26 protein-coding genes are annotated in these 26,486 nt (G+C 64.8%); 24 read left to right on the top strand and 2 right to left on the bottom strand.

Annotated features, from left to right (window positions below; all coding sequences use genetic code 11):
- From QTI04_RS23150 to hisA, 24 genes are all read left to right on the top strand, one after another.
- A complete protein-coding gene (locus tag QTI04_RS23150) occupies positions 1 to 1,131 on the top strand; it encodes a deoxyguanosinetriphosphate triphosphohydrolase (RefSeq protein ID WP_286617695.1) in 1,131 nt (376 codons plus the stop codon).
- The gene (locus QTI04_RS23145) at positions 1,128 to 2,390 is read left to right on the top strand and encodes a CynX/NimT family MFS transporter (protein WP_286617694.1); all 1,263 of its coding nucleotides are present in this window, start codon (positions 1,128 to 1,130) and stop codon (positions 2,388 to 2,390) included. Before QTI04_RS23150 ends, QTI04_RS23145 begins: the two co-directional genes overlap by 4 nt.
- Entirely contained in the window at positions 2,387 to 2,959 is a 573-nt protein-coding gene (locus QTI04_RS23140) for a DUF1415 domain-containing protein (protein ID WP_286617693.1), read from the top strand. The genes QTI04_RS23145 and QTI04_RS23140 overlap by 4 nt, the downstream gene beginning before the upstream one ends.
- Positions 2,956 to 3,816, top strand: a complete 861-nt coding sequence (locus QTI04_RS23135) for an SAM-dependent methyltransferase (protein WP_286617692.1) — start codon at positions 2,956 to 2,958, stop codon at positions 3,814 to 3,816. The genes QTI04_RS23140 and QTI04_RS23135 overlap by 4 nt, the downstream gene beginning before the upstream one ends.
- A 21-nt stretch (positions 3,817 to 3,837) precedes the next feature.
- Positions 3,838 to 4,533, top strand: a complete 696-nt coding sequence (locus QTI04_RS23130) for a transposase (protein WP_286617691.1) — start codon at positions 3,838 to 3,840, stop codon at positions 4,531 to 4,533.
- A 179-nt stretch (positions 4,534 to 4,712) separates the two neighbouring features.
- On the top strand, positions 4,713 to 9,461 hold the full coding sequence (locus QTI04_RS23125; protein WP_286617690.1) for a glutamate synthase-related protein: 4,749 nt from the start codon (positions 4,713 to 4,715) through the stop codon (positions 9,459 to 9,461).
- A gap of 33 nt (positions 9,462 to 9,494) precedes the next feature.
- Positions 9,495 to 10,973 (top strand): glutamate synthase subunit beta, encoded by a 1,479-nt coding sequence (locus QTI04_RS23120; RefSeq protein ID WP_286602196.1) that lies wholly within the window; start codon positions 9,495 to 9,497, stop codon positions 10,971 to 10,973.
- Between the two features lie 134 nt (positions 10,974 to 11,107).
- The gene (locus QTI04_RS23115) at positions 11,108 to 11,932 is read left to right on the top strand and encodes an ABC transporter ATP-binding protein (protein ID WP_286617689.1); all 825 of its coding nucleotides are present in this window, start codon (positions 11,108 to 11,110) and stop codon (positions 11,930 to 11,932) included.
- Complete coding sequence (gene mlaE, locus QTI04_RS23110) at positions 11,929 to 12,711, top strand: lipid asymmetry maintenance ABC transporter permease subunit MlaE (RefSeq protein WP_286602194.1); 783 nt, start codon at positions 11,929 to 11,931, stop codon at positions 12,709 to 12,711. The genes QTI04_RS23115 and mlaE overlap by 4 nt, the downstream gene beginning before the upstream one ends.
- Before the next feature lie 25 nt (positions 12,712 to 12,736).
- A complete protein-coding gene (mlaD, locus tag QTI04_RS23105; RefSeq protein ID WP_286602192.1) occupies positions 12,737 to 13,225 on the top strand; it encodes an outer membrane lipid asymmetry maintenance protein MlaD in 489 nt (162 codons plus the stop codon).
- Positions 13,222 to 13,956, top strand: coding sequence for a VacJ family lipoprotein (locus QTI04_RS23100; protein ID WP_286617688.1), 735 nt, complete (start codon positions 13,222 to 13,224; stop codon positions 13,954 to 13,956). Before mlaD ends, QTI04_RS23100 begins: the two co-directional genes overlap by 4 nt.
- A gap of 115 nt (positions 13,957 to 14,071) precedes the next feature.
- Positions 14,072 to 14,725: a phospholipid-binding protein MlaC gene (locus QTI04_RS23095; RefSeq protein WP_286602187.1), complete on the top strand. Its 654-nt coding sequence runs from the start codon at positions 14,072 to 14,074 to the stop codon at positions 14,723 to 14,725.
- 4 nt (positions 14,726 to 14,729) lie between these two features.
- A complete protein-coding gene (locus QTI04_RS23090; RefSeq protein WP_286602185.1) occupies positions 14,730 to 15,002 on the top strand; it encodes a lipid asymmetry maintenance protein MlaB in 273 nt (90 codons plus the stop codon).
- A gap of 34 nt (positions 15,003 to 15,036) precedes the next feature.
- Positions 15,037 to 15,984: an ABC transporter ATP-binding protein gene (locus QTI04_RS23085; protein ID WP_286602183.1), complete on the top strand. Its 948-nt coding sequence runs from the start codon at positions 15,037 to 15,039 to the stop codon at positions 15,982 to 15,984.
- Positions 15,984 to 16,748 carry an ABC transporter permease gene (locus QTI04_RS23080; protein WP_286602337.1) on the top strand — a complete coding sequence of 255 codons (765 nt, stop codon included), beginning with the start codon at positions 15,984 to 15,986 and terminating at the stop codon, positions 16,746 to 16,748. The genes QTI04_RS23085 and QTI04_RS23080 overlap by 1 nt, the downstream gene beginning before the upstream one ends.
- Positions 16,749 to 16,980: 232 nt before the next feature.
- The gene (locus QTI04_RS23075) at positions 16,981 to 17,235 is read left to right on the top strand and encodes a BolA family protein (RefSeq protein ID WP_286617687.1); all 255 of its coding nucleotides are present in this window, start codon (positions 16,981 to 16,983) and stop codon (positions 17,233 to 17,235) included.
- A gap of 18 nt (positions 17,236 to 17,253) precedes the next feature.
- The gene (murA, locus tag QTI04_RS23070) at positions 17,254 to 18,540 is read left to right on the top strand and encodes a UDP-N-acetylglucosamine 1-carboxyvinyltransferase (RefSeq protein WP_286602180.1); all 1,287 of its coding nucleotides are present in this window, start codon (positions 17,254 to 17,256) and stop codon (positions 18,538 to 18,540) included.
- A complete protein-coding gene (gene hisG, locus QTI04_RS23065) occupies positions 18,537 to 19,178 on the top strand; it encodes an ATP phosphoribosyltransferase (protein ID WP_286617686.1) in 642 nt (213 codons plus the stop codon). The genes murA and hisG overlap by 4 nt, the downstream gene beginning before the upstream one ends.
- A 13-nt stretch (positions 19,179 to 19,191) precedes the next feature.
- A complete protein-coding gene (gene hisD, locus QTI04_RS23060; RefSeq protein ID WP_286602178.1) occupies positions 19,192 to 20,508 on the top strand; it encodes a histidinol dehydrogenase in 1,317 nt (438 codons plus the stop codon).
- 20 nt (positions 20,509 to 20,528) lie between these two features.
- A complete protein-coding gene (locus tag QTI04_RS23055) occupies positions 20,529 to 20,900 on the top strand; it encodes a hypothetical protein (protein WP_286617685.1) in 372 nt (123 codons plus the stop codon).
- A 5-nt stretch (positions 20,901 to 20,905) separates the two neighbouring features.
- Positions 20,906 to 21,997 carry a histidinol-phosphate transaminase gene (gene hisC / locus QTI04_RS23050; protein ID WP_286602176.1) on the top strand — a complete coding sequence of 364 codons (1,092 nt, stop codon included), beginning with the start codon at positions 20,906 to 20,908 and terminating at the stop codon, positions 21,995 to 21,997.
- Complete coding sequence (gene hisB, locus QTI04_RS23045; protein WP_286602173.1) at positions 21,994 to 22,623, top strand: imidazoleglycerol-phosphate dehydratase HisB; 630 nt, start codon at positions 21,994 to 21,996, stop codon at positions 22,621 to 22,623. Before hisC ends, hisB begins: the two co-directional genes overlap by 4 nt.
- The gene (hisH, locus tag QTI04_RS23040) at positions 22,620 to 23,270 is read left to right on the top strand and encodes an imidazole glycerol phosphate synthase subunit HisH (RefSeq protein ID WP_286602336.1); all 651 of its coding nucleotides are present in this window, start codon (positions 22,620 to 22,622) and stop codon (positions 23,268 to 23,270) included. The genes hisB and hisH overlap by 4 nt, the downstream gene beginning before the upstream one ends.
- A 146-nt stretch (positions 23,271 to 23,416) precedes the next feature.
- Positions 23,417 to 24,163, top strand: coding sequence for a 1-(5-phosphoribosyl)-5-[(5-phosphoribosylamino)methylideneamino]imidazole-4-carboxamide isomerase (hisA, locus tag QTI04_RS23035; protein WP_286602172.1), 747 nt, complete (start codon positions 23,417 to 23,419; stop codon positions 24,161 to 24,163).
- Between the two features lie 7 nt (positions 24,164 to 24,170).
- On the opposite strand, the gene QTI04_RS23030 is transcribed toward hisA, so the two are convergent.
- Both QTI04_RS23030 and QTI04_RS23025 read right to left on the bottom strand, forming a co-directional pair.
- Entirely contained in the window at positions 24,171 to 25,037 is an 867-nt protein-coding gene (locus QTI04_RS23030; protein ID WP_286617759.1) for an amino acid ABC transporter substrate-binding protein, read from the bottom strand.
- 79 nt (positions 25,038 to 25,116) lie between these two features.
- Positions 25,117 to 26,424: a dicarboxylate/amino acid:cation symporter gene (locus tag QTI04_RS23025; RefSeq protein ID WP_286602171.1), complete on the bottom strand. Its 1,308-nt coding sequence runs from the start codon at positions 26,422 to 26,424 to the stop codon at positions 25,117 to 25,119.
- Between the last annotated feature and the right edge of the window lie 62 nt (positions 26,425 to 26,486).

The following is a 26,486-nucleotide window of genomic DNA, read 5'->3' as shown; positions in this document are numbered from 1 at the left end:
ATGAGCCTCGCGCCCTACGCCTCCGATCCCGCCATGTCGCGCGGACGCAGGCACCCCGAACTGCCGGCGCCCACGCGCGATGCGTTCCAGCGCGATCGCGATCGCATCGTGCATTCGACGGCGTTCCGCCGCCTGGTCTACAAGACGCAGGTATTCCTGAATCACGAAGGGGATCTGTTCCGCACGCGGCTCACTCATTCGCTCGAAGTCGCGCAGCTCGGGCGCTCGGTCGCGCGCGCGCTGCGGCTCAATGAGGATCTGGTCGAAGCGATCGCCCTGGCGCACGATCTCGGCCACACGCCCTTCGGGCACGCCGGCCAGGACGCGCTCGACGACCGCATGCGGGATCACGGAGGTTTCGAACACAACCTGCAGAGCCTGCGTGTCGTGGATGAACTCGAGCATCGCTACCCGCAGTACGACGGCCTCAACCTGAGCTTCGAGACGCGCGAAGGCATTCTCAAGCACTGTTCGCATGCCAATGCAGAGCGCATCGAGGCCGCCGAGCCGGGCGGCGTGGCGCGACGATTCTGTGACCGCACGCAGCCGGGGCTGGAAGCGCAGCTGTGCAACCTTGCCGACGAGATCGCCTACAACGCTCACGACATCGACGATGGCGTGAGGTCGGGGCTGATCAGCATCGAGCGATTGAGCGAGGTGGCCTTGTTCGATCGCTATCGCCGCGAGGCGCTGGCGGAGTATCCGCAGCTTCATGGACGACGGGTTCTCTACGAGACGATCCGGCGGATGCTCAGCGCGCAGGTCTATGACGTGATCGATGCGACGCGCGGTGCGCTCGAGGTCACGGCGCCGGCCGATGCGGATGCTGTCCGCCGCGCGACGCCGCTGGTGCTCTTCAGCAAGGCCATGCGGTCCGAATCGACGGACCTCAAGCGCTTCCTTTTCCACAACTTGTATCGGCACGAACGGGTGATTCAGACTGCCAATCAGGCGCAAGGGGTGGTTCGCGCTTTGTTCGCCGCATACTTCGATGCGCCGGCAGAGATGCCGGAGGGATACGGGCAGCGCGAGGACCGACATCGCGCGGTGGCGGACTATATTGCCGGGATGACCGATCGATTCGCGATCCGTGAATACGAGCGGCTCACGGGGCGACGGTGGGTCGAATGAGCGGCCTGTCGATCCCGCGGGCCCGCATTCCCGCCTCGGCGCTGGCCGTCGTGGCCGCAGGAGTTGCCGCCGCGTTGCATCTGGGCAAGTTGCCGCCGGCGGTGCCTGCCTTGCAAGCGAGCCTGGGCCTCGGATTGGTCGAAGCGGGTTTCCTCCTGTCGCTCGTCCAGGTTGCGGGCATGACGCTCGGCATCTTCGTCGGACTGGCCGCGGACACGATCGGATTGCGGCGCAGCATGCTCGCCGGGTTGGTGGTGGTCACCATCGCGAGCGTTTTTGGCGGACTGGTGGGGATCTGGGTTGCAGACGGCGCGCAGGCTTTGCCTTGGTTGCTGGCCCTTCGGGCGCTCGAAGGCGTTGGATTTCTCCTGGCAGTGATGCCGGGGCCCGGGCTGGTCCGGGCGATGGCGCCGCCCGAGTCGGAGAAGGCGGCGCTCGGATTGTGGGGCGCCTACATGCCGCTCGGCGTGGCTTTGGCCCTCCTGCTGGGACCGGCGCTGATCGCCTGGGCAGGCTGGTCGGGATGGTGGTGGGCCCTGTCCGCTGTCTCAGCGGCGGCGGCGATCTGGGTGACGCTCGCGGTGCCCGGCGACAAAGCGCGGCAGGCAATAGTTGCATCGTCGACGGAAAGTTGGTCATTGCGGCTGCGCGGCACCGTCGGTGCGAGCGCGCCATGGACCTTGGCGCTTGCCTTTGCCGTCTACTCCTCGCAATGGATGGCCGTGATCGGCTTCCTGCCGGCGATCTACGCCGACGCTGGCGTGCCAAGCGCCTGGAACGCGGCGCTCACCGCTCTGGCGGCGGCGACCAACATCGTTGGCAACGTGACGGGCGGCCGACTGCTCCAGCGCGGCGTGGCACCCGATCGCCTGCTGCGCTGCGGCTTCGTCGTCATGGCGCTCGGCAGCATGGCTGCTTTTGCGCAGTTCGGCGGTGTCGACGATGCGCTGAGCCTGCCGCCGGCGCTGCGTTACCTGGCGGTCTGCATGTTCTCGCTGGGCGGCGGGGTCGTGCCGGCCACCCTGTTCATGCTGGCGGTGCGGCTTGCGCCGGGGCCTTCGACCGTGTCGATCACCGTCGGGATGATGCAGCAGGCATCGTCACTGGGCCAGTTCATCGCGCCGCCGTTCGTTGCGTGGATCGCGCACCGCGCAGGCGGCTGGCAGTGGACGTGGACCTTCACGCTGGCGTGCTCGCTGATGGGCTTGGCGCTCGCGGCGCGGCTGTCGCCTGCCATCGCGCGCAGGGGCGCCACATGAACTGCCCTGGCACTTCGTCATCGCAGGCCGAGGCTGATACCCGACGCTGGCTGGAGCGCGCGGTGATCGGGCTCAATCTCTGCCCCTTTGCGAAAGCGGTGCATATTCGAGGGCAAATTCACTACGCGGTCTACTTGCAGGGCGAAGAGGCCGAGCTGATCGACCTGCTGATTGCCGAGGCCAACGCGCTCGCCGCCTGCGAAGCTTCCGAACGGGACACCACACTTCTGATTGCGCCCAACATCTTGGCTGATTTTCTCGATTTCAATGATTTCACGGCGCGTGCCGAGCGGCGCCTTGCGCGCGAGGGCTTCGAAGGCCAGTTTCAGCTCGCGAGCTTCCATCCGCACTTTCAGTTTGCCGGCACGGACGCCGACGACATCACGAACGCGACCAACCGCGCGCCGTATCCGACGCTGCACCTGCTGCGCGAGGACAGCGTGAGCCGTGCGGTCGACGCCTTCCCGGACGCCGAAGCCATCTTCGGCCGGAACATCGACACACTGGAAGCGCTCGGCGCTGAAGGCTGGACGGCCTTGGGCGTCGGCCCCGGAGGAGCCGCGCGATGAGCAAGGTTGCCAAAGCCGTGAAGGCTGAAGCGGAGGTCCTGAATGAGCTGCGACCGGGCCAGTCGGTCGAGTTGCTCAAGGAACTGCACATCCTCACGCGCGAAGGCCGGCTCAACCAGGACTCGCGCCGCAAGCTCAAGCAGGTCTATCACCTCTTCCAGTTCATCGACAAGCTGCTTCGCGAATTGCCGGACGACGGCGCGCAGGCGACGCTGGCCGATCATGGGGCGGGCAAGTCGTACCTGGGCTTCATCATCTACGACCTGTTCTTCCGCGAGCGCGGCGGCGGGCACGTGTATGGAATCGAGACGCGGGCAGAGCTGGTCGAGCGGTCGCGCGACCTTGCCAAGCGCCTGGGTTTCGACCGCATGTCGTTCCTCAACCTCACAGTGGCCGAATCGGCCAGCGCGGCGGCCTTGCCGGCACGGATCGACGTGGTGACGGCGCTTCACGCCTGCGACACCGCGACCGACGATGCGATCGCGTTCGGGCTCGCGAAAAAGGCGCGCTTCATGGTGCTGGTGCCTTGCTGCCAGGCCGAGATTGCAGCCTGCCTACGCCAGACCAAGGCGTTGGCGCTCTCTCGCACGCCATTGGCGGAACTCTGGCGCCATCCGTTGCACACGCGCGAGATCGGAAGCCAGCTGACCAACGTGCTGCGCTGTCTCTACCTGGAAGCCAACGGCTACCAAGTGACAGTCACGGAGCTGGTGGGTTGGGAGCACAGCATGAAGAACGAACTCATCATCGCGCGCCACACCGGGCGGCACAAAGCGAGTGCCGCGGCGCGGCTTCGCGAGTTGCTGGCCCAGTTCGGGCTGGAGTCGCTGATGGAGACTCGCTTCCGTGTGCCCTGATCCTCTCCGCCCCTTCGCGCCATGGCACGCCTGCCCCGCCTCACCCTGGCCGATCAGCCGCATCACGTCATCCAGCGCGGCAACAATCGGCAACCGGTCTTCGTTGATCGCGCCGACCACGAGTTCTTCCTGGGCCTGATCGGGGAGAACGCCGCGCGCTTCGGCATCGCGCTGCATGCGTACGTCCTGATGGACAACCACTTCCACCTGCTCGCCACGCCGTCGACGGCAGACGGTCTGCCGCAATGGATGCAGGCGGTCGGGCGGCGCTATGTCCGGTACTTCAACGACCGGCACGGCCGCACCGGCACTTTGTGGGAAGGGCGGTACAGATCCACGCTGATTCAGACGGATCGTTATCTGCTGACCTGCATGGTGTACATCGACCTCAATCCGGTGCGCGCCGGCACGGTGACTGACGCCCGCGACTTTCCGTGGTCGAGCCATGGCCACTACGTCGGGTTGCGCCAGGACAGGTTCCTGACGCCGCACCCGCTGTACTGGGCGCTCGGCAACACGCCCTTCGCGCGTGAGGCCGCGTATGCCGAATTGGTGCGCGGCGGCATATCGAGCGCTGTTCATGCGGCGTTGACCGACGCCACACTGCGCGGCTGGGCCGTCGGCGATGAAGATTTTCTCCATTCGTTACAGAAAACGACGGATCGGCGTGTGCTCAAGGCTCGTCCCGGACGCCCTCCAACTTCAAGAAGCGAATAGCAAGCGTGGCGCAAAGCCCGTCATGCCTAGCAGGTCTGCTATTGTTTTTGATGTGTCCCCATATTTATCCCGAGCATTTCATTCGGAAATTAATCGGAATCTGACCCCAATTAAACTGTTTGGCATTATTTGTGCAAAGCAATATGCTCCCTTTCCCTGCGAAACTGAAGGAGCACGCCATGACGACGGCTGCCGAGATCCAGCATCTCCAAGAACACGGTCTTTATTCTGCTGCTGACGAACACGACGCCTGCGGCGTTGGCTTCGTGGCCCACATCAAGGGCGAAAAGAGCCATGCCATCGTGTTGCAGGGCCTCAAGATTCTCGAAAATCTTGACCACCGCGGCGCAGTGGGCGCCGACAAGCTCATGGGCGACGGCGCCGGCATCCTGATTCAGCTGCCCGACCTGCTGTACCGCGAAGAGATGGCGAAGCAGGGCGTCACGCTGCCCCCGCCGGGCGAATACGGCGTCGGCATGATCTTCCTGCCCAAGGAGCACGCATCGCGCGAAGCCTGCGAGCAGGAGATGGAGCGTGCGATCAAGGCCGAAGGCCAGGTCCTGCTGGGCTGGCGCGACGTGCCGGTCAACCGCGAGATGCCCATGTCGCCAAACGTCCGCGCCAAGGAGCCTCTGCTGCGCCAGATCTTCATCGGCCGCGGCAACGACGTGATCGTGCAGGACGCGCTCGAGCGCAAGCTCTACGTGATCCGAAAGACCGCAAGCGCCAACATCCAGCGCCTGAAGCTCAAGCACAGCAAGGAATACTACGTTCCGAGCATGTCGAGCCGCACGGTGGTCTACAAGGGCCTGTTGCTCGCTGATCAAGTCGGCACTTACTACCTGGATCTGCAAGACAAGCGCTGCGTCTCGGCTCTCGGTCTGGTGCACCAGCGCTTCTCGACCAACACCTTCCCCGAGTGGCCGCTGGCCCACCCGTACCGCTATGTCGCGCACAACGGCGAAATCAACACGGTCAAGGGCAACTACAACTGGATGAAGGCACGCGAAGGCGTGATGTCCTCGCCCGTGCTCGGCGCCGACCTGCAGAAGCTCTATCCGATCAGCTTCCCCGGCCAGTCCGACACCGCGACCTTCGACAACTGCCTCGAACTGCTGACCATGGCCGGCTACCCCATCAGCCAGGCCGTGATGATGATGATCCCCGAGCCATGGGAGCAGCACGCGACGATGGACCCGCGCCGCCGCGCTTTCTACGAGTACCACGCCGCGATGCTGGAGCCCTGGGACGGCCCGGCCTCGATCGTGTTCACCGACGGCCGCCAGATCGGCGCCACGCTCGACCGCAATGGCCTTCGGCCTTCGCGCTACTGCGTGACGGACGATGACCTCGTCATCATGGGTTCCGAATCCGGCGTGCTGCCCGTGCCCGAGCAGAAGATCGTGCGCAAGTGGCGCCTGCAGCCCGGCAAGATGTTCCTGATCGACCTGGAGCAGGGCCGCATGATCGACGACGAGGAGGTCAAGGCCACCCTCGCCAACAGCAAGCCCTACAAGCAGTGGATCGAGAACCTGCGCATCAAGCTCGACAGCGTGGAGGCCGAGACGGTGCAGGCATCGCCGAGCCAGGTCAGCCTGCTCGATCGCCAACAGGCTTTCGGCTACACGCAGGAAGACATCAAGTTCCTGATGAGCCCGATGGCCGCCGCAGGCGAAGAGGGCATCGGCTCCATGGGCAACGACAGCCCCTTGGCCGTGCTGTCCAACAAGAACAAGCCGCTCTACAACTACTTCAAGCAGTTGTTCGCGCAGGTGACGAACCCGCCGATCGACCCGATCCGCGAAGCGATCGTGATGTCGCTGGTGTCCTTCATCGGCCCGAAGCCGAACCTGCTGGACATCAACCAGGTCAACCCGCCGATGCGGCTCGAGGTAAGCCAGCCGATTCTCGACTTCGCCGACATGGCCAAGCTGCGCGACATCGGCAAGTACACGCAAGGCAAGTTCAAGAGCTACACGCTCGACATCACCTATCCGCTTTCCTGGGGCGACGAGGGCGTCGAGGCCAAGCTGGCGTCGTTGTGCGCCGAAGCGGTCGATGCCATCAAGGGCGGCCACAACATCCTGATCGTGAGCGACCGCGCGGTCGGCCCGACGCAGGTGGCGATCCCTGCGCTGCTGGCGCTGTCGGCCATCCACCAGTACCTGGTGCGTGAAGGCCTGCGCACCACTGCCGGCCTGGTCGTCGAAACCGGCTCGGCCCGCGAAGTCCACCACTTCGGTGTGCTGGCCGGCTACGGCGCGGAAGCCGTGCATCCCTACCTGGCGATGGAAACGCTCGCCGCGATGCACGAGGACCTGTCCGGCGACCTGAGCGCTGAAAAGGCCATCTACAACTACGTCAAGGCGGTCGGCAAGGGCCTGTCCAAGATCATGTCGAAGATGGGCGTCAGCACCTACATGAGCTACTGCGGCGCGCAGCTGTTCGAGGCCATCGGCCTCAACAGCGAGACCATCGCGAAGTACTTCACCGGTACGGCAAGCCGCGTCGAGGGCATCGGTGTGTTCGAGATCGCCGAGGAAGCGATCCGCATGCACAAGGCCGCTTTCAGCGACGACCCGGTGCTCGCGCACATGCTCGACGCCGGCGGCGAATACGCCTGGCGCACGCGTGGCGAAGAGCACATGTGGACGCCGGATGCGATCGCCAAGCTGCAGCACAGCACGCGCGCCAACAACTTCAACACATTCAAGGAATACGCGCAGATCGTCAACGACCAGAACCGCCGGCATCTCACGCTGCGCGGCCTATTCGAGTTCAAGATCGATCCCGCGAAGGCAATTCCGGTGGACGAGGTCGAGCCTGCGACCGAAATCGTCAAGCGCTTCGCCACGGGCGCCATGTCGCTCGGTTCCATCAGTACCGAAGCGCATTCGACGCTGGCCGTTGCCATGAACCGCATTGGCGGCAAGAGCAACACCGGCGAGGGCGGCGAGGATCCGAACCGCTACCGCAACGAGCTCAAGGGCATCCCGATCAAGATGGGCGATACGCTCAAGAGCGTGATCGGCGAAGCCAACGTCGAAGTCGACCTTCCGCTGAAGGACGGCGATTCGCTGCGTTCGAAGATCAAGCAGGTCGCATCGGGCCGGTTCGGCGTCACGGCAGAGTACCTCTCGTCGGCAGACCAGCTGCAGATCAAGATGGCGCAGGGCGCCAAGCCAGGCGAGGGCGGCCAGCTGCCCGGCGGCAAGGTATCCAACTACATCGGCCAGCTGCGTTACTCGGTGCCGGGCGTCGGCCTGATCTCGCCACCGCCGCACCACGACATCTACTCGATCGAGGATCTGGCTCAGCTGATCCACGACCTGAAGAACGTCGCGCCGCATGCGAGCGTGAGCGTCAAGCTGGTGAGCGAAGTTGGCGTCGGCACGATCGCGGCCGGCGTCGCCAAGTGCAAGAGCGACCACGTCGTGATCGCCGGCCATGACGGCGGCACGGGTGCCTCGCCCTGGTCGTCGATCAAGCATGCGGGCAGCCCGTGGGAAATCGGCCTGGCCGAAACCCAGCAGACGCTAGTGCTCAACCGCCTGCGCGGCCGCATTCGCGTGCAGGCCGATGGCCAGATGAAGACCGGCCGAGACGTCGCCATCGGCGCGCTGCTCGGCGCCGACGAGTTCGGATTCGCAACTGCGCCTCTGGTGGTCGAAGGCTGCATCATGATGCGCAAGTGCCACCTGAACACCTGCCCGGTGGGAGTGGCCACGCAGGACCCGGTGCTGCGCAAGAAGTTCTCCGGCAGGCCCGAGCACGTGGTGAACTACTTCTTCTTCGTCGCCGAGGAAGTCCGGCAGATCATGGCCCAGCTCGGCGTGCGCAAGTTCGACGACCTGATCGGCCGTGCCGACCTGCTCGACACCAAGCAGGGCATCGAGCACTGGAAGGCGCGCGGCCTCGATTTCAGCCGCTTGTTCGCACAGCCGAACGTGCCGGCCGATGTGCCCCGCTTCCACGTCGAGAACCAGGAACATGGACTGGAAAAGAGCCTGGACAACAAGCTCATCGAACGGTCGCGTCCAGCCATCGACAAGGGCGAGAAGGTCCAGTTCATCGAGGTGGCCCGCAACGTGAACCGCTCGGTCGGCGCCATGCTCTCGGGCGCGTTGACCAAGGTCCATCCGCAAGGCCTGCCCGACGACTCGATCCGCATCCAGCTCGAAGGCACGGGCGGCCAGTCTTTCGGTGCCTTCCTGGCGCGCGGCATCACGCTGTACCTGATCGGCGATGCCAACGACTACACCGGCAAGGGCCTGTCGGGCGGCCGCGTGGTGGTGCGTCCGAGTCTCGACTTCCGGGGTGAGGCAATTCGCAACACCATCGTCGGCAACACCGCGCTCTATGGCGCGACCACCGGCGAGGCCTACCTCTGCGGTGTCGCGGGCGAGCGCTTCGCGGTGCGCCTCTCCGGCGCGACCGCGGTGGTCGAAGGCACAGGTGACCACGGCTGCGAATACATGACCGGCGGAACGGTCGCGGTGCTCGGCAAGACTGGCCGCAACTTCGCGGCCGGCATGAGCGGCGGCGTCGCCTTCGTCTACGACGAGGACGGCCAGTTCGCTTCGCGCTGCAATCTCTCGATGGTGTCGCTCGACAAGGTGCTGACCTCCGCTGAGCAGACAGCGAGCGTGCATCGCAAGGTGTGGCACGACGGCGAGACCGACGAGGCGCAACTCCGGAAGCTGCTGGAAGACCACCACCGCTGGACCGGCAGCAAGCGTGCGCGCGAGCTGCTCGACACCTGGGCCGTTTCCCGCACGAAGTTCGTCAAGGTCTTCCCGAACGAATACAAGCGCGCTCTGGCGGAGATCCATGACCGCGAGGTCGAGCTCACGAGCAGCGGAAACAACGCGCATGCGGGCATGGAGCCGCACGCCGCGACGGCCGCCAAGCCGGTGGCAGCCGTCTGACGGCAGCAACGATAAAGAACTGAGGACAGCACGATGGGAAAAATCACCGGCTTCATGGAGCACGAGCGCGTCGAGGAGGGCTACAGGCCCATCGAGGAGCGGGTCAAGCACCACAAGGAATTTGTCGTCGGTCTCGACGAGGCACAGGCCAAGGTGCAGGGTGCGCGTTGCATGGACTGCGGCACGCCGTTCTGCAACAGCGGCTGCCCGGTCAACAACATCATTCCGGACTTCAACGACCTGGTCTATCGCAGCGACTGGCAGAGCGCCTTCGTCGTGCTCGACTCGACCAATAATTTCCCGGAATTCACCGGCCGCATCTGCCCCGCACCTTGCGAGGCGGCCTGCGTGCTCAACGTGAATGACGATGCGGTCGGCATCAAGTCGATCGAGCACGCGATCGTCGACCGCGCATGGGACGAGGGCTGGGTGGCCGCGCGGCCGGCCAAGCACAAGACCGGCAAGAAGGTTGCGGTCGTCGGCTCCGGCCCGGCCGGCATGGCGGCGGCGCAGCAACTCGCGCGCGTCGGTCACGACGTGACGCTGTTCGAGAAGAACGACCGCATCGGGGGCCTGCTGCGCTACGGCATCCCCGATTTCAAAATGGAGAAGGTGCACATCGACCGCCGCGTCGAGCAGATGAAGGCCGAAGGCGTGACCTTCCGCACCAGCGTGATGGTCGGTGCGGCCAAGGATCCCTTGGGCAAAGGCTCCAAGGTCACGAACTGGGCCAAGGAGATCATCACGCCCGAGCAGCTCGACAAGGAGTTCGATGCCGTGTTGCTGACCGGCGGCGCCGAGCAGTCGCGCGACCTGCCTGTTCCTGGCCGGGATCTCGACGGTATCCACTTCGCGATGGAATTCCTCCCGCAGCAGAACAAGATCAATGCAGGCGACAAGGTCAAGGGACAGCTTCGGGCCGACGGCAAGCACGTGATCGTGATCGGCGGCGGCGACACCGGCTCCGACTGCGTGGGTACGAGCAATCGCCATGGCGCCGCCAGCGTCACGCAATTCGAACTGCTTCCGCAGCCGCCCGAAGAGGAAAACCGCCCGCTGACCTGGCCCTACTGGCCCTACAAACTGCGCACCAGTTCCAGCCACGAAGAAGGCTGCGAGCGCGAGTTCGCCATCTCGACCAAGGAGTTCATCGGCGAGAAGGGCAAGGTCACCGGCCTGAAGACCGTCCGCGTGGAGTGGAAGGACGGCAAGATGGTCGAGGTCGCCGGCAGTGAGCAAGTGCTCAAGGCGGACCTCGTGCTGCTCGCGATGGGCTTCGTGAGCCCGGTGGCGAATGTGCTCGACGCCTTCGGTGTCGACAAGGATGCACGCGGCAATGCCAAGGCCACCGTCGATTTTATCGGCGGCTATGCGACCAACGTACCCAAGGTGTTTGCCGCAGGCGACATCCGCCGCGGCCAGTCGCTGGTGGTCTGGGCAATTCGCGAAGGGCGCCAGGCGGCGCGCTCGGTGGATGAATTCCTGATGGGATTCAGCGACCTGCCGCGTTGAAGCCGGGGAGGGGGCACCGGCCCCGACGTGCGCCGTTTAGGAGTGATCCGAAACAGGCAGAGTTCGGGCTTCCCGTATCATTGTGTGTCACCGCAAGCCGGGATGCCTGAGGGCGCCCCGGCTTTTTCATTTCCATGGAAATATCTCCTGCCACTTCTCTTGTCGAGTTTCGCAATGTCGCTTTCGGGTACAACACTCGTGCGATTCTCGACGGCGTCTCGTTCGCCGTGCCGCGTGGCAAGGTGACCGCGCTCATGGGGGCTTCGGGCGGCGGCAAGACCACGGTTCTGCGCCTGATCGGCGGCCAGTTGCGCGCGCGGCGTGGCGAAGTGCTCGTCAATGGCCAGAACATCGGCCAACTGAGAGCGGACGCACTCTATGCTGCGCGGCGCCGAATGGGCATGCTGTTCCAGTTCGGGGCGCTCTTCACCGACATGAGCGTGTTCGACAACGTCGCCTTCCCGTTGCGGGAACACACGAAACTGCCCGACGCCCTCATCCGCGACATCGTGCTCATGAAGCTGGACGCGGTCGGTTTGCGCGGCGCGCGGCATCTCATGCCGAGCGAGGTGTCCGGCGGCATGGCTCGGCGCGTGGCGCTGGCGCGCGCGATCGCGCTCGATCCCGATCTCGTGATGTATGACGAGCCCTTCGCCGGGCTCGATCCCATTTCGCTCGGCACGGCGGCGCGGCTCATCAGGCAGCTCAACGACACGCTCGGGCTCACCAGCATCATCGTGTCGCACGATCTCGAGGAGACGTTCCGGATCGCGGATCACGTGATCATCCTCGCCAATGGCGGCATCGCCGCACAGGGCAAGCCGGACGAAGTGCGAAAGAGCACCGATCCGCTGGTCCACCAGTTCGTCAATGCGCTGCCCGACGGGCCGGTGCATTTCCACTACCCCGCCGTCGGTGTCGAGGACGATTTCGGCAATCCCGAGGGGGGACGTGCATGAGCTGGTACAAGCCTTCGGACGTGGGTTTCGCAGCGCGCAGCAAGCTCGCAGACCTTGGTCTGGGCGCGCGTCTCTTCCTGCGTCTCGTCTTCCGTGGAGCGCAGAGCCTGCGTCGCTTCGGGCTGGTGCGGGACCAGATCCATTTCCTCGGCAACTACTCGCTCGCGATCATCGCGGTGTCGGGGCTCTTCGTGGGCTTCGTGCTCGGCCTGCAGGGCTACTACACATTGCAGCGCTACGGTTCGTCGGAAGCGCTCGGCTTGCTGGTGGCCCTGAGTCTCGTGCGAGAGCTCGGGCCGGTGGTAGCGGCGCTGCTCTTCGCGGGCCGCGCGGGCACCTCGCTGACGGCGGAGATCGGGCTCATGAAGGCGGGCGAGCAGTTGAGCGCCATGGAAATGATGGCGGTCGATCCGGTACAACGCATCCTTGCCCCCCGCTTCTGGGCAGGTGTGATCACCATGCCGCTGCTTGCGGCCGTGTTCAGTGCGGTTGGCGTGGTCGGCGGCTATGTCGTCGGCGTCTTGATGCTGGGTGTCGATCCGGGCGCGTTCTGGGGGCAGATGCAGGGCGGCGTCGATGTCTGGCGGGACGTCGGCAACGGCGTCGTCAAGAGCATCGTCTTCGGGGTCACGGTCACCTTTGTTGCGCTGCTGCAGGGCTATGAGTCGCAGCCGACGCCCGAAGGCGTGTCGCGCGCCACGACCCGAACCGTGGTCGTGGCATCGCTCGCGGTGCTCGGGCTCGACTTCCTGCTGACAGCCATGATGTTCAGCATCTAAAAAAATCGATCGGAGAGTGCAACGCATGCAACGTTCCAACAATGACATCTGGGTCGGCCTTTTCGTGCTGATCGGCGCTGCGGCGCTGCTTTTCCTGGCGCTCCAGTCGGCCAACCTCTTGAGCCTGAACTTCCAGAAAACCTACGCGGTGACTGCGCGCTTCGACAACATCGGCGGGTTGAAGCCGCAGACCGCGGTCAAGAGCGCTGGCGTGGTCGTCGGACGTGTCGAATCGATCACGTTCGACGACAAGAACTTCCAGGCCGCTGTCACGCTGGGGCTGCAAACCCGATACAGTTTCCCGAAGGACAGCTCGCTCAAGATCCTGACCAGTGGCCTGCTCGGCGAGCAGTACATCGGCATCGAGGCGGGTGCCGACGAAAAGACCCTCCAGGCCGGCGACGTCATCACTGCGACGCAGTCCGCTGTCGTGCTGGAGAACCTGATCAGTCAGTTCCTCTATAGCAAGGCGGCCGAGGGAAGCCCGCCGTCGGGTAACTCCAACAAGAAATGAAACCACGATCTCTCCTTGCCCAGCCGCTCAGGACCCTGGGTCTGCGCTGGGCATTGGCTGCGAGCGCACTGATCCTCATGACGGGATGCGCGACCGGCCCCAACGCCAATCCGGCGGACCCCTTCGAGCCGCTCAACCGTCAAGTCTCGCGCTTCAACGATACCGTCGACGATGCCGTCTTGCGGCCGGTCGCAACGGTCTACCAGCGCGTGTTGCCATCGCCAATACGCACGGGCGTCAACAATTTCTTCGGCAATCTGTCGGACGTCTGGAGCTTCGTGAACAGCGTGGCGCAACTCAAGATGCAGGACAGCGCGCAGACCTTCATGCGCGTGAACGTCAATACGGTCTTTGGACTCGGCGGCATCCTCGACGTCGCCACCGAGGCGGGCATTGATCGCCACACCGAAGACTTCGGCCAGACGCTGGGTCGTTGGGGCGTACCGAGCGGGCCGTACCTGGTCCTCCCATTGCTCGGTCCTTCGACGGTGCGTGATACCGCGGCGCTCGCCGTGGATGTGCAGGGTGACCTCATCAGCGTCATCGGGGACATTCCGGTGCGCAATTCCTTGTATGCGCTTCGGTTGGTCGATCTCCGGTCGAACCTCTTGCGTGCAAGCCAGTTGCTGGAAGATGCCGCCCTGGACAGGTATACGTTCACGCGTGATGCCTTCCTGCAGAGAAGGCGCAATGAAGTGCACGACGGCAACTTGCCCGACGACGGAAACTAGTATCGGGCTCTTGCATTCGGTTGCAGTGGAACTTGGTATGGTGGAACCCTTTCGACCGGGCCATCTCCAATCTTCAAGTTGCCCGACGTGGAAACGAGTACAAGGGATTTATTCGATGAACCAGATTCTTCAACGCCGCACCTTGGGCCGCTTTGCGCTCGCCGGCCTTTTGCTTGTCGGTGCCGCCACCGCGTTCGTGAGACCTGCGCACGCAGCCGATGAAACGCCCGATGCTTTGGTCAAGCGCATCTCGAGCGATGTGCTGGAGACCATCAAGGCGGACAAGTCGATCAAGACCGGTGACATTGACAAGATCATGGTCCTGGTCGACAACAAGATCATGCCCAACGTGAACTTCCAGCGCATGACGGCGTCTGCCGTCGGCCCGGCCTGGCGTCAGGCCACGCCGGAGCAACAGAAGCGCCTGGAGGAAGAGTTCAAGACCCTGCTCGTGCGCACCTATGCAGGCGCGCTTGCCCAAGTGAGCGACCAGACGGTGAGCGTGCGTCCGTTCCGTGGCTCGCTCGACGACAAGGAAGTCCTCGTCCGTACCGAAGTCCGCGGCGGCGGCGATCCGGTGCAACTCGACTATCGGCTCGAAAAAGCGCCGGGCGAGACGGCCGCTTGGAAGATCTACAACATCAATGTCCTCGGCGTCTGGCTGGTCGATACCTACCGCACGCAGTTCGCACAGCAAATCAATAGCAAGGGCATCGACGGCCTGATTGCAGCGCTGGCAGCGCGCAACAAGACCAACGGCAAGAGCTGACCCGATGCTGGTGCTCCCGCCGAAGTTGACGCACGACGAGGCACCCGCCTGCCTTTACATGCTCCAGCAGGGGCTTGCCGGGAAGACAGATACCTCCACGGTGGTCGACGCCAGCGCGCTGGCGCAGTTCGATTCCTCGGCGCTGGCGGTGCTGCTCGAGTGCCGGCGTGAGTCGAGTGCCTTGGGTCGCGGGTTCGCCGTGAAGGGCTTGCCACCTCGCTTGCGGGAACTCGCTTCGCTGTACGGCGTGGCGGGCCTTTTGCCCGCCGCGCCCTGACAAAAACACTGGCCCCGTAAAATCGAGGGTTCCCATGCCCGCGATCTCTTTTCAATCGGTCTCCAAGACCTATCCTGCCTCACGCCAGCAACGGGCCCACGGAAAACTGGGCCTGCGAGCGGTCGACGAGGTGAGCTTCCAGATCGAAGAGGGCGAGTTTTTCGGGCTCCTCGGACCCAATGGCGCCGGCAAGACCACCCTGATCAGCATGCTCGCAGGCCTGTCGCGCCCGAGCGCGGGCTCGATCAGCGTCCATGGCTTCGATGTCCAGAAAGACTTCGCCCAGGCGCGCCGAAAGCTCGGGGTGGTGCCTCAGGAGCTCGTTTTCGATCCGTTCTTCAACGTTCGCGAAGCGCTTCGGATCCAGTCGGGCTACTTCGGCATCAAGAACAACGACGCCTGGATCGACGAATTGCTGCACAGCCTGGGGCTCGCGGACAAGGCGGGCGCCAACATGCGCCAACTCTCCGGTGGCATGAAGCGCCGCGTTCTCGTCGCGCAGGCGCTGGTGCACAAGCCCCCGGTCATCGTGCTGGACGAGCCCACGGCCGGCGTGGACGTCGAATTGCGCCAGACCTTGTGGCAGTTCGTAGCCAAGCTCAACAAGCAAGGCAGCACCGTGCTGCTGACCACGCACTACCTCGAAGAAGCAGAGGCGCTGTGCCACCGCATCGCCATGCTCAAGCAGGGACGAGTGATTGCGCTGGACCGCACGAGCGAATTGCTCCGTTCCGCGGCCAGCAACGTGCTGCGCTTCAAGACTGACGGCATGCTGCCCTGGTCGATCGCGCAGCATGCGCGCATTACCGGGCGCATCGTGCAATTGCCTGCGCAGAACGCGCACGAGGTCGAGCAATTGCTCGCCGCGATCCGCGAGGCGGGCCTGGATGTCGAAGACGTCGAAATGCGCAAGGCCGATCTGGAGGATGTCTTCATCGACCTCATGGCCGGTGAGCAGACGCCCTTGGAGGTCGCAAGATGATGATCAATGCGCTGGGCTGGCGTGCCTTGCTCTACAAGGAAACGCTGCGCTTCTGGAAGGTCGGCTTCCAGACTGTCGGCGCGCCCGTCCTGACGGCTTTGCTCTACCTGATGGTGTTCGGCCACGTGCTCGAAGATCACGTCAAGGTCCACGGCACGATCAGCTACACCGCTTTCCTCGTGCCCGGCCTGGTGATGATGAGCGTGCTGCAGAACGCGTTCGCCAACAGTTCGTCGTCGATCATCCAGAGCAAGATCATGGGCAGTCTCGTGTTCGTGCTGCTCACGCCCCTGTCGCACTGGGGCTGGTTCTTCGCCTATGTCGGCTCGTCGATCGTGCGCGGACTGGCCGTCGGCCTGGGCGTGTTCGTGGTCACGGCGCTGTTCGCGATGCCGGGCTTCGTGGCGCCGTTGTGGATCGTCGTGTTCGCACTCCTGGGCGCGGCCATCCTGGGCACGCTCGGACTCATCGCTGGACTCTGGGCCGAGAAATTCGACCAGATGGCCGTGTTCCAGAACTTCCTGATCATGCCGATGACCTTCCTGTCGGGCGTGTTCTATTCCATCGGCTCGCTGCCGCCCTTCTGGCAGAAGGTCAGCCACCTGAACCCGTTTTTCTACATGATCGACGGCTTCCGCTACGGTTTCTTCGGCGTCAGCGACATCTCGCCGTGGACGAGCCTTGCGATCGTCGGCAGCGCCTGGCTGGTGGTGAGCGCGATTGCGGTGCATTTGCTCCGCATTGGCTACAAGATCCGCGGATGACCATGAAACACGCCCAGGCTTGCCCACTTCGTGTGGCCGCCCACCCCCTTGCAGGGCGCGCCGCCTGCGGCCCGGCCAAGCCGGTTCCGCGGCAGCCCGTGCAAGGACCAGCAAGACCGTGCCCTTTCGCAAAACACCGCGGATCCGGCTTGGCCGGGCCGCTGGTGTTGCCCCCGGCAGGGGGTAGGCGAAGCGATACGAAGTGCGCGCAGCCTGGGGGCGAGCAACAAATATGACTGCTGAAGAACTGCAATCCATCATTCAGGCCGGGCTGCCCTGCGATCACATCGCCCTCGAGGGCGACGGCCGCCATTGGTATGCCACCATCGTCTCCGCGGAGTTCGAGGGCAAGCGCGCCATCCAGCGACATCAGCGCGTCTATGCCACCCTGGGTGCGAAAATGCACACCGACGAGGTGCACGCGCTCTCGATGAAAACCTACACGCCCGCCGAATGGGCGGACCAGACTTCTTCGCCCTCCCGCTAGACCTCCGCTGGATTTTTCATGGACAAACTTCTGATTCGCGGCGGGCGCAAGCTTCGCGGCGAGGTACTCATTTCCGGCGCCAAGAACGCCGCGCTGCCCGAGCTTTGCGCGGCGCTGCTGACCGATCAGCCCGTCACGCTGCACAACGTGCCGCGCCTGAAGGATGTCGCGACCATGCTCAAGCTGGTCCACAACATGGGCGTCATTGCGGAGCGCGACGACAACGGCACCGTGCGCATCAATGCCCGCTCGCTGGAGGTGCCTGAAGCACCTTACGAGCTCGTCAAGACCATGCGGGCTTCCGTGCTGGCGCTGGGCCCTCTGCTTGCCCGTTTCGGCAAAGCCAAGGTGTCGCTGCCGGGTGGCTGCGCCATCGGTTCGCGGCCGGTCGACCAGCACATCAAGGGCCTGCAGGCCATGGGCGCCGACATCGTGGTCGAGCACGGCTACATGGTGGCCAGCATCGGCGGCGGACGCCAACGACTGCACGGCGCGCGCATCACGACCGACATGGTCACCGTCACCGGCACCGAAAACTTCCTGATGGCTGCCGCGCTGGCGGAAGGCGAGACCGTGCTGGAGAACGCCGCGCAGGAGCCCGAGATCGCCGATCTGGCTGAAATGCTGATCGCCATGGGCGCGAAGATCGAAGGGCACGGCACCAGCCGTATTCGCGTCCAGGGCGTGGAGAGGCTGAGCGGCTGCACGCACCAGGTGGTGGCCGACCGGATCGAGGCGGGCACCTTCCTGTGCGCCGTGGCGGCCACGGGCGGCGATGTCATGCTGAAGCATGGACGTGCCGACCATCTGGATGCCGTCATCGAGAAGCTGCTCGCCGCGGGCGCGAACGTGACGGCGGTGGACGGGGGCATCCGTGTCCAGAGCGAGGGCCGTCTCAAGGCGCAGGGCTTCCGCACCACCGAGTACCCGGGCTTTCCCACGGACATGCAGGCGCAGTTCATGGCGCTCAACGTGATCTCCGAAGGTACCTCGACCGTGACCGAGACCATCTTCGAGAACCGCTTCATGCACGTCGACGAGATGCTGCGGCTGGGCGCCCGGATCCAGACCGACGGGAAGGTGGCAGTGATCGAAGGCGTCTCGCAGCTGTCGGGCGCGACCGTGATGGCGACCGACCTGCGCGCTTCGGCGAGCCTCGTCATCGCCGGCCTGGTGGCCGACGGCGAGACGCTGGTGGATCGCATCTATCACCTCGACCGCGGCTACGACCGCATGGAAGCCAAGCTGCGCGGCCTCGGCGCCGACATCGAGCGCGTGGCCGGCCCTGCCGAGGTGCAGCCATGATCACCCTGGCGCTCTCCAAGGGTCGCATCTTCGAGGAAACGCTGCCTCTGCTGGCCTCGGCGGGCATCGAGGTCACGGAGGACCCGGATAAATCCCGCAAGCTGATCCTCGCCACCACGAAGCCCGACGTGCGCGTGGTGCTGGTTCGCGCCTCCGACGTGCCCACGTACGTGCAGTACGGCGGTGCCGACTTGGGCGTCACCGGCCTCGACGTCCTGCTCGAGCACGGCAACCAGGGGCTATACCAGCCGCTGGACCTCCGCATCGCGGCCTGCCGTCTCAGCGTGGCGGTGCGTGCCGACTACGACTACGCCTCGGCCGTCAAGCAGGGTTCGCGCATCAAGGTCGCGACGAAGTACGTCGGCCTGGCGCGCGATTTCTTTGCCACCAAGGGCGTGCACGTGGACCTGATCAAGCTCTACGGCAGCATGGAACTCGCGCCTCTCACGGGCCTGGCGGACGCGATCGTCGACCTGGTCTCGACCGGCAATACCCTGAAGGCCAATCACCTCGTCGAAGTCGAGCGCATCATGGACATCAGCGCGCGCCTGGTGGTCAACCAGGCCGCGCTCAAGCTCAAGCGCCAGGCGATTCGCCACATCGTCGACGCCTTCTCTTCGGCCATTCCTTCCAAGTGATCCGGCAATCGCCATGAAACTGAAAGCTGCTCCCGTCCTTCTCTCGACCACCTCGGCCAGGTTCGAGGCCGAATTCAAGGCGCGCCTGCATTGGTCCGCCGAGGCGGACGCGGCGATCGAGCAGGTGGTGGCAGACATCCTGGCGGACGTGCAGCGCCGCGGCGATGCCGCGGTGCTGGAGTACACACGCCGCTTCGACCGTCTCGACGTGACCGGCATGGAGGCACTCGAACTCACGGCAACCGAGCTGCGCGCCGCCTTCGAGTCGCTGCCTGCCGCCCAGCGCGACGCACTCGAAGCTGCCGCGCGCCGGGTCCGCAGCTACCACGAGGCTCAAAAGAAGGCGAGCGGCGAAAGCTGGAGCTACCGTGACGACGACGGCACCTTGCTCGGCCAGAAGGTCACGCCGCTCGACCGCGTCGGCATCTACGTGCCGGGCGGTAAGGCGGCCTATCCGTCCAGCGTGCTCATGAACGCGATTCCCGCGCACGTGGCGGGTGTCGGCGAAATCATCATGGTCGTGCCGACACCGGGCGGCGAGAAGAATCCGCTGGTGCTGGCTGCGGCGCACGTCGCCGGCGTGACGCGCGCGTTCACCATCGGCGGCGCGCAGGCAGTGGCCGCGCTGGCCTATGGGACGGCAACCATTCCGGCGGTCGACAAGATCACCGGCCCCGGCAATGCCTACGTGGCTGCCGCGAAGCGCCGCGTGTTCGGCACCGTGGGCATCGACATGATCGCCGGCCCGAGCGAGATCCTGGTGCTGGCTGACGGCACGACGCCGCCCGAGTGGGTGGCGATGGACCTGTTCAGCCAGGCCGAGCACGACGAACTGGCGCAGAGCATCCTGCTGTGCCCCCACGCCGATTACATCCAGCGCGTCCAGCAGGAAATCGACCGGCTCCTGCCTACGATGCCGCGCGCCGAGATCATCGCGGCCTCGCTCAACGGACGCGGCGCGCTGATCCACACCCGCAGCATGGAGGAGGCCTGCACGATCAGCAACCGTATCGCGCCGGAGCATCTGGAAGTCAGCAGCCGCGAGCCAGGTCGCTGGGAGCCTCTGCTCAAGCATGCCGGTGCGATCTTCCTGGGTGCCTACACCAGCGAGAGCCTGGGCGACTACTGCGCGGGGCCCAATCATGTGCTGCCCACGAGCGGAACCGCGCGCTTCAGTTCGCCACTGGGCGTCTACGACTTCCAGAAGCGATCGAGCCTCATCGAGGTGAGCGAAGCGGGCGCGCAAGTGCTCGGCCGCATCGCGGTCACGCTCGCGGAAGGCGAGGGGCTTTCCGCACATGCCGAGGCCGCCCGCATGAGATTGCGCTGAGGGTGCGCCGGATGGGGTCCATGACGAGGCGAATCCGATTCCACCGGCTCGGGCAGCTGCTGGCCTGGGCCGCGCTGGCGTGTGCCGCAAGCGCCTCGGCCATGACCATCCGCGAACTGCGCACCCTGGAAGCCAATGAAAAAGACGGCAAGCTCTACGCCAATTACTACCTCGTCGGCGTGATGGAAGGCCTGCGCGAAGCCAGCGACGCGGCGCAGCGCACGGGCCAGAAGCCGCCTTTCTGCATCAACGGCCGCAAGTTCGAGCCGGCGATGGCTCGCTCCCTCTACCAGTCCGAACTGACGCGCAACGCCGACAGCTACGAAGCCGACATGCCGGTCCAGCTCGTCCTCTCGGCCGCCCTGCGCAACAGCTACCGCTGCAACCCCTGAACCGAATGACCCCCAAGACCGCCACCACCGCTGCCCTCGGCCGCATTCGCGCTGACGTGCAATCCATGCATGCTTATGCGGTGCAGGATGCGCGCGGCCTGATCAAGCTCGACGCCATGGAGAACCCCCATGGCTTGCCCCCGGAGTTGCAGGCCGCTCTGGGCCAGCGCCTAGGCGCGCTCGCGCTGAACCGCTATCCGGGCGAACGTGGCGCTGAGTTGCAGCGCGCCCTGGCGAAGCACGCCGCCATGCCGGATGGCTTTGCGCTCATGCTGGGCAATGGCTCGGACGAGTTGATCTCGCTGCTTGCCATGGCCTGCGACCTGCCCGGCGCGGCGATCCTGGCGCCCGTTCCCGGTTTCGTGATGTACGCGATGAGCGCGCAGTTGCAGGGCCTTCGCTTCGTGGGCGTGCCGCTGACTGCCGACTTCGAGCTGGACGAAGGCGCCATGCTCGACGCCATCGCTCAGGAAAAGCCGGCCATCGTCTACCTGGCCTATCCGAACAACCCGACCGCCAACCTCTGGGACGATGCTGCGATCGAGAAGATCATCGATGCGCAGGGCGCGCAAGGCGGCCTGGTGGTCATCGACGAGGCCTATCAGCCTTTTGCCGCCAGGAGCTACATCGACCGGGTCGCCCGCCGCGACCACGTGCTCCTGATGCGCACGCTCAGCAAGTTCGGCCTCGCCGGCGTCCGCCTGGGCTACATGATGGGCCCGGCCGCCTTGATCGCCGAGGTCGACAAGGTGCGCCCGCCGTACAACATCAGCGTGCTCAACTGCGAGTGCGCGCTCTTCGCGCTGGAGCACGCCGACGTGTTCGCGCGGCAGGCCGCCGATATCCGAAGCCAGCGCGCCCGCATCTTCGAAGCGCTGGCGCGCTTGTCCGGCGTGAAGGCATGGCCCAGCGAAGCCAACATGATCCTTGTGCGTGTTCCCGATGCCACAAAGACCTTCGAGGGTATGAAGGCGGGCGGCGTGCTGGTCAAGAACGTTTCTAAAATGCATACCCTGCTCGCGAATTGCCTGCGCCTGACCGTCGGAGCCGCCGACGAGAACACGCGGATGCTCGCGGCACTCGAAGCCTCACTATGAACACCCCCACGGCACCCGAAGCAGTCGTCGCCGCCTCCGCGCGGACGGCAGCGGTCACGCGCAACACGGCTGAAACGAAGATCACGGTCGAGGTCAACCTCGACGGCACCGGCCGCTCGAAGCTGTCGACCGGCATCGGCTTCTTCGACCACATGCTCGATCAGATCGCCCGCCACGGGCTGATCGACCTCGACATCGACTGCAAGGGAGACCTGCACATCGATGGCCATCACACGGTGGAAGACGTCGGCATCACGCTGGGGCAGGCGGTTGCCAAGGCCGTGGGCGACAAGAAGGGCATCCGCCGCTACGGCCATGCCTATGTGCCACTGGACGAGGCGCTGAGCCGCGTCGTGATCGATTTTTCCGGCCGTCCCGGCCTGGTGATGGACGTGCCCTTCACTAGCGGCATGATCGGCACCTTCGACAGCCAGCTCACGTATGAGTTCTTCCAGGGGTTCGTCAACCATGCGTTCGTGACGCTCCATATCGACAATCTCAAGGGCGTGAACGCGCATCACCAGTGCGAGACGGTCTTCAAGGCCTTTGCGCGGGCGCTGCGCGCGGCGCTGGAGTTGGATCCGCGTTCCGCGGGCGTCATTCCGTCGACGAAGGGTTCGCTCTGACACGCAATACTGTTGCCGTCGTTGACTACGGCATGGGCAACCTGCGATCCGTTTCGCAGGCCGTGCAGCATGCGGCCGATCAGGTCGGGGTGGAAGTGTTCGTCACCTCCGACCCGGATGTCGTGCGCCGAGCCACCCGCGTGGTGCTGCCGGGGCAGGGTGCCATGCCCGACTGCATGCGCGAACTGCGCGATTCGGGGCTCCTGGAGCCCGTGCTCGAGGCGGCGGCCAGCAAGCCGCTGTTCGGCGTCTGCGTGGGCATGCAGATGCTCCTGTCGCACAGCGACGAGGGGCCGACCGACGGCCTGGGTCTGATTCCCGGCAACGTTCGCAAGTTCGAGCTGGCCGGCCGTACCCAGCCGGACGGCAGCCGCTACAAGGTGCCCCAGATGGGCTGGAACCAGGTCCGGCAGGTGCGGCCGCACCCGGTCTGGGCGGGAGTGCCCGACCAGAGCTACTTCTACTTCGTCCATAGCTTCTACGCCCGGCCGACCGACGCCAAACACAGTGCAGGCGAGGCGGAATATGGGGAGCGCTTTACCGCCGCCGTCGCACGCGATAATATTTTTGCTACCCAGTTCCACCCGGAGAAGAGTGCGGACCATGGGTTGCAGCTCTACCGAAACTTCCTCCACTGGAATCCCTGACACCCTGAACGCATCGACCGTGCGGCTCGCGCTCGTGCCTGCGGCGCCCGCCCGATTCTGAGTACGATCGCGCATTTCGCCACCCACTTCCGCTCGTCCGCACGATCTTTCGCGATTTCATCGTTCGTTCCACGCAATCCCGCACCATGCTCCTCATTCCTGCGATCGACCTCAAGGATGGCCACTGCGTTCGCCTCAAGCAAGGCGACATGGACCAGTCCACCACATTCAGCGAAGACCCGGCCGCGATGGCGCGCAAGTGGCTCGAAGCCGGCGCGCGGCGGCTGCACCTGGTCGATCTCAACGGCGCCTTTGCCGGAAAGCCGCAGAACCATGCGGCCATCAAGGCGATCCTGAGAGAGGTCGGTGACGACATCCCGGTGCAGCTCGGCGGTGGGATCCGCGACCTGGACACCATCGAGCGCTACATCGACGACGGCCTGCGCTACGTGATCATCGGCACCGCCGCGGTCAAGAACCCCGGCTTCCTGAAGGACGCCTGCAGCGCCTTCGGCGGCCACATCATCGTGGGTCTGGACGCCAAGGACGGCAAGGTGGCGACCGACGGCTGGAGCAAGCTGACGGGCCACGAGGTCGCCGACCTGGGCAAGAAGTTCGAGGATTACGGCGTCGAGTCGATCATCTATACCGACATCGGCCGCGACGGCATGCTGTCGGGCATCAACATCGAGGCCACCGTCAGGCTGGCCCAGGCGCTGACCATCCCGGTGATCGCATCGGGCGGCCTGTCGAACATGGCCGACATCGACAAGCTGTGCGCCGTCGAACCCGACGGCGTCGAAGGCGTGATTTGCGGCCGAGCGATCTACTCGGGTGATTTGGACTTCGCCGCAGCACAGGCCCGCGCCGACGAACTCGCGGACGCCGCCTGAACGGCCCCTATTCAGATTTCACGGCCATTGTCTGGATGATGGTCTCGAGTTGAGGGCTCATCGGCAGGTTGATGCTGGTCCCGGACGGTAGCTTGCGCAGGAACCAGCGCTTGTACTGGCGCTCGATCTCTCCATCCTGGGCCAGGTATTGGAAGGTGCTGTTGACGATCGCCGCCATCTGGGGGTCGTTCTTCCGGTACATCACGCCGTAGGGGTCGTACGACAGGAAGTCGCCGACCACGTGATAGTCGCTCGGGCCAGCGGCGGTGCCGCGGTCCTGTGCGATGAGGCCGTACAGCAGCACGTCGTCGGTCGCGAAGGCATCGGCCTTCCCGGTCTTCACCAGAGCAAAGGACTCGGCGTGGTCGCGCGACACCAGCAGGTTCAGGCCCAGCTTGAAGCGGGCGGACAGGTCCCGCATCGTCTTCTCGTTGGTGGTTCCGCTGGTCACGGCGACGTTCTTGCCCGCCAAGTCGGTGAATGACTGGATCGGTGAGCCCTTTTTGACCAGCAACTTGGTGCCCGACACGAACATCGTTGGCGAGAAGCTGACGCGTTTCTGCCGCTCCAGGTTGCTCGTGGTCGAGCCGCATTCGAGGTCGACCTGGCCGTTCACCACCGCGTCGATGCGCGACTCGGCGGTCACCGGCACCCATTTCGTCGTGAGCGACTTGTGCACCGCCTCGCTCATCGCATCGACCACCGCCTTGCACAACTCGATCGAATAGCCGATGGGCTCGTTGCGAGCGGACAGGTACGAGAAGGGCACCGAGGATTCCCTATACCCGATGCTGACCGTCCCCGACTCGCGCACCTTGGCGAGCGTGCCGGTCAACTCCGCCGGGGCGGCCGGAATCGGTTCGGTCTGGGCCATCGCCGCCGGCGACAGGCACAGAAGGCTGCCAAGCAGCGTTGCGGCCATCGACAGCTTGTGGACGCGCTTCATGTCAGCCTCAGGCGTGCGCAGGGTGAGCGAGGGAGGCGGCCATCTCGGCATCCATCGACCGGGCGTTCGCCTCGGCCTCGCTCTCCGTGAGGAGTTCGCCCTCCCACTTGGCGACCACCGCCGTCGCGATGGAATTGCCCACCGCGTTGGTCGCCGAGCGGCCCATGTCCAGGAAGGTGTCCACGCCGAGAATCAGCAGCAGACCGGCTTCGGGGATGTTGAACTGGTTCAGCGTGGCGGCAATCACCACCAGCGAGGCGCGCGGAACGCCCGCCATGCCCTTCGAGGTCAGCATGAGGATCAGCAGCATGGTGATCTGGGTGCCGATCGACAGCGGGATGTCGTAGGCCTGTGCAATGAACAGCACGGCGAAGGTGCAGTACATCATCGAGCCGTCCAGGTTGAAGGAGTAGCCCATCGGCATCACGAAGCTGGAGATCTTGCGCTTGACGCCGAACCGGTCGAGGGCGATGAGGATCTTCGGGTAGGCGGCCTCCGAGCTCGCCGTGGCAAAAGACAGCAGGAAGGGCTCCCGGATGTATTTCAGCAGCTTCACGATGCGCGGCCCCAGGAACACGAAGCCCGCGAACGCGAGCACGCCCCAGAGGATGAAGAGGCTGAGGTAGAAGCCCCCCATGAAAACGGCGAACTTGATCAGGATCGACAGGCCGTTGGTCGCCACGGTGGCGGCCATGGCGGCCATCACCGCCAGCGGAGCCAGCTTCATCACGTAGCCCGTGATCTTGAGCATCGCGTGCGAGAGCTCGTCGATGGAGGCGACCAGCGTCTTGCCTTTTTCGCCCAGCGAGGCGAGCGCGACGCCGAAGAACATCGAGAACACCACGATCTGCAAGATCTCGTTGTTGGCCATGGCTTCGACGAAGGACTTGGGAACCACGTGGCCGACGAAGTCCTTGAGGGTGAACTTCGAGGTGGCGAGGTTCGCAGAGGATCCGATGTCCGGCAGCGGCAGCCCCAAGTTGTGGCCGGGCTGCAGCAGGTTGGCCATCACCAGGCCCAGGATGAGCGAGATCAGCGATGCCGTGATGAACCACCCCAGCGCCTTGCCGAAAACGCGTCCGACCGCGGCGGCGTCCCCCATGTGGGCGATGCCGACGACCAGCGTGGAGAAGACCAGAGGCCCGATCAGCATCTTGATCAGTCGCAGGAACACGTCCGACATGATCGAGATGTAGCCGGCGATCTCGGCAGCCGATTTCTTGTCCGGGAAGTTCACGAAGACCATGTAGCCCAGCAGGATCCCGATCACCATCGCTATCAGAATCCAGGCCGCTGGCGGCAGTTTCCTTCTCATGGGAGCTCCTTGCGAGTGAGTTCTGAAGAGAGTTTTCTCTGGCCGACAGCCGCATCCGGCAA

This window comes from Variovorax sp. J22R115, assembly GCF_030317005.1.
Taxonomy (GTDB): Bacteria; Pseudomonadota; Gammaproteobacteria; order Burkholderiales; family Burkholderiaceae_C; genus Variovorax.
This window is presented reverse-complemented; position numbering and strand designations above follow the sequence as displayed.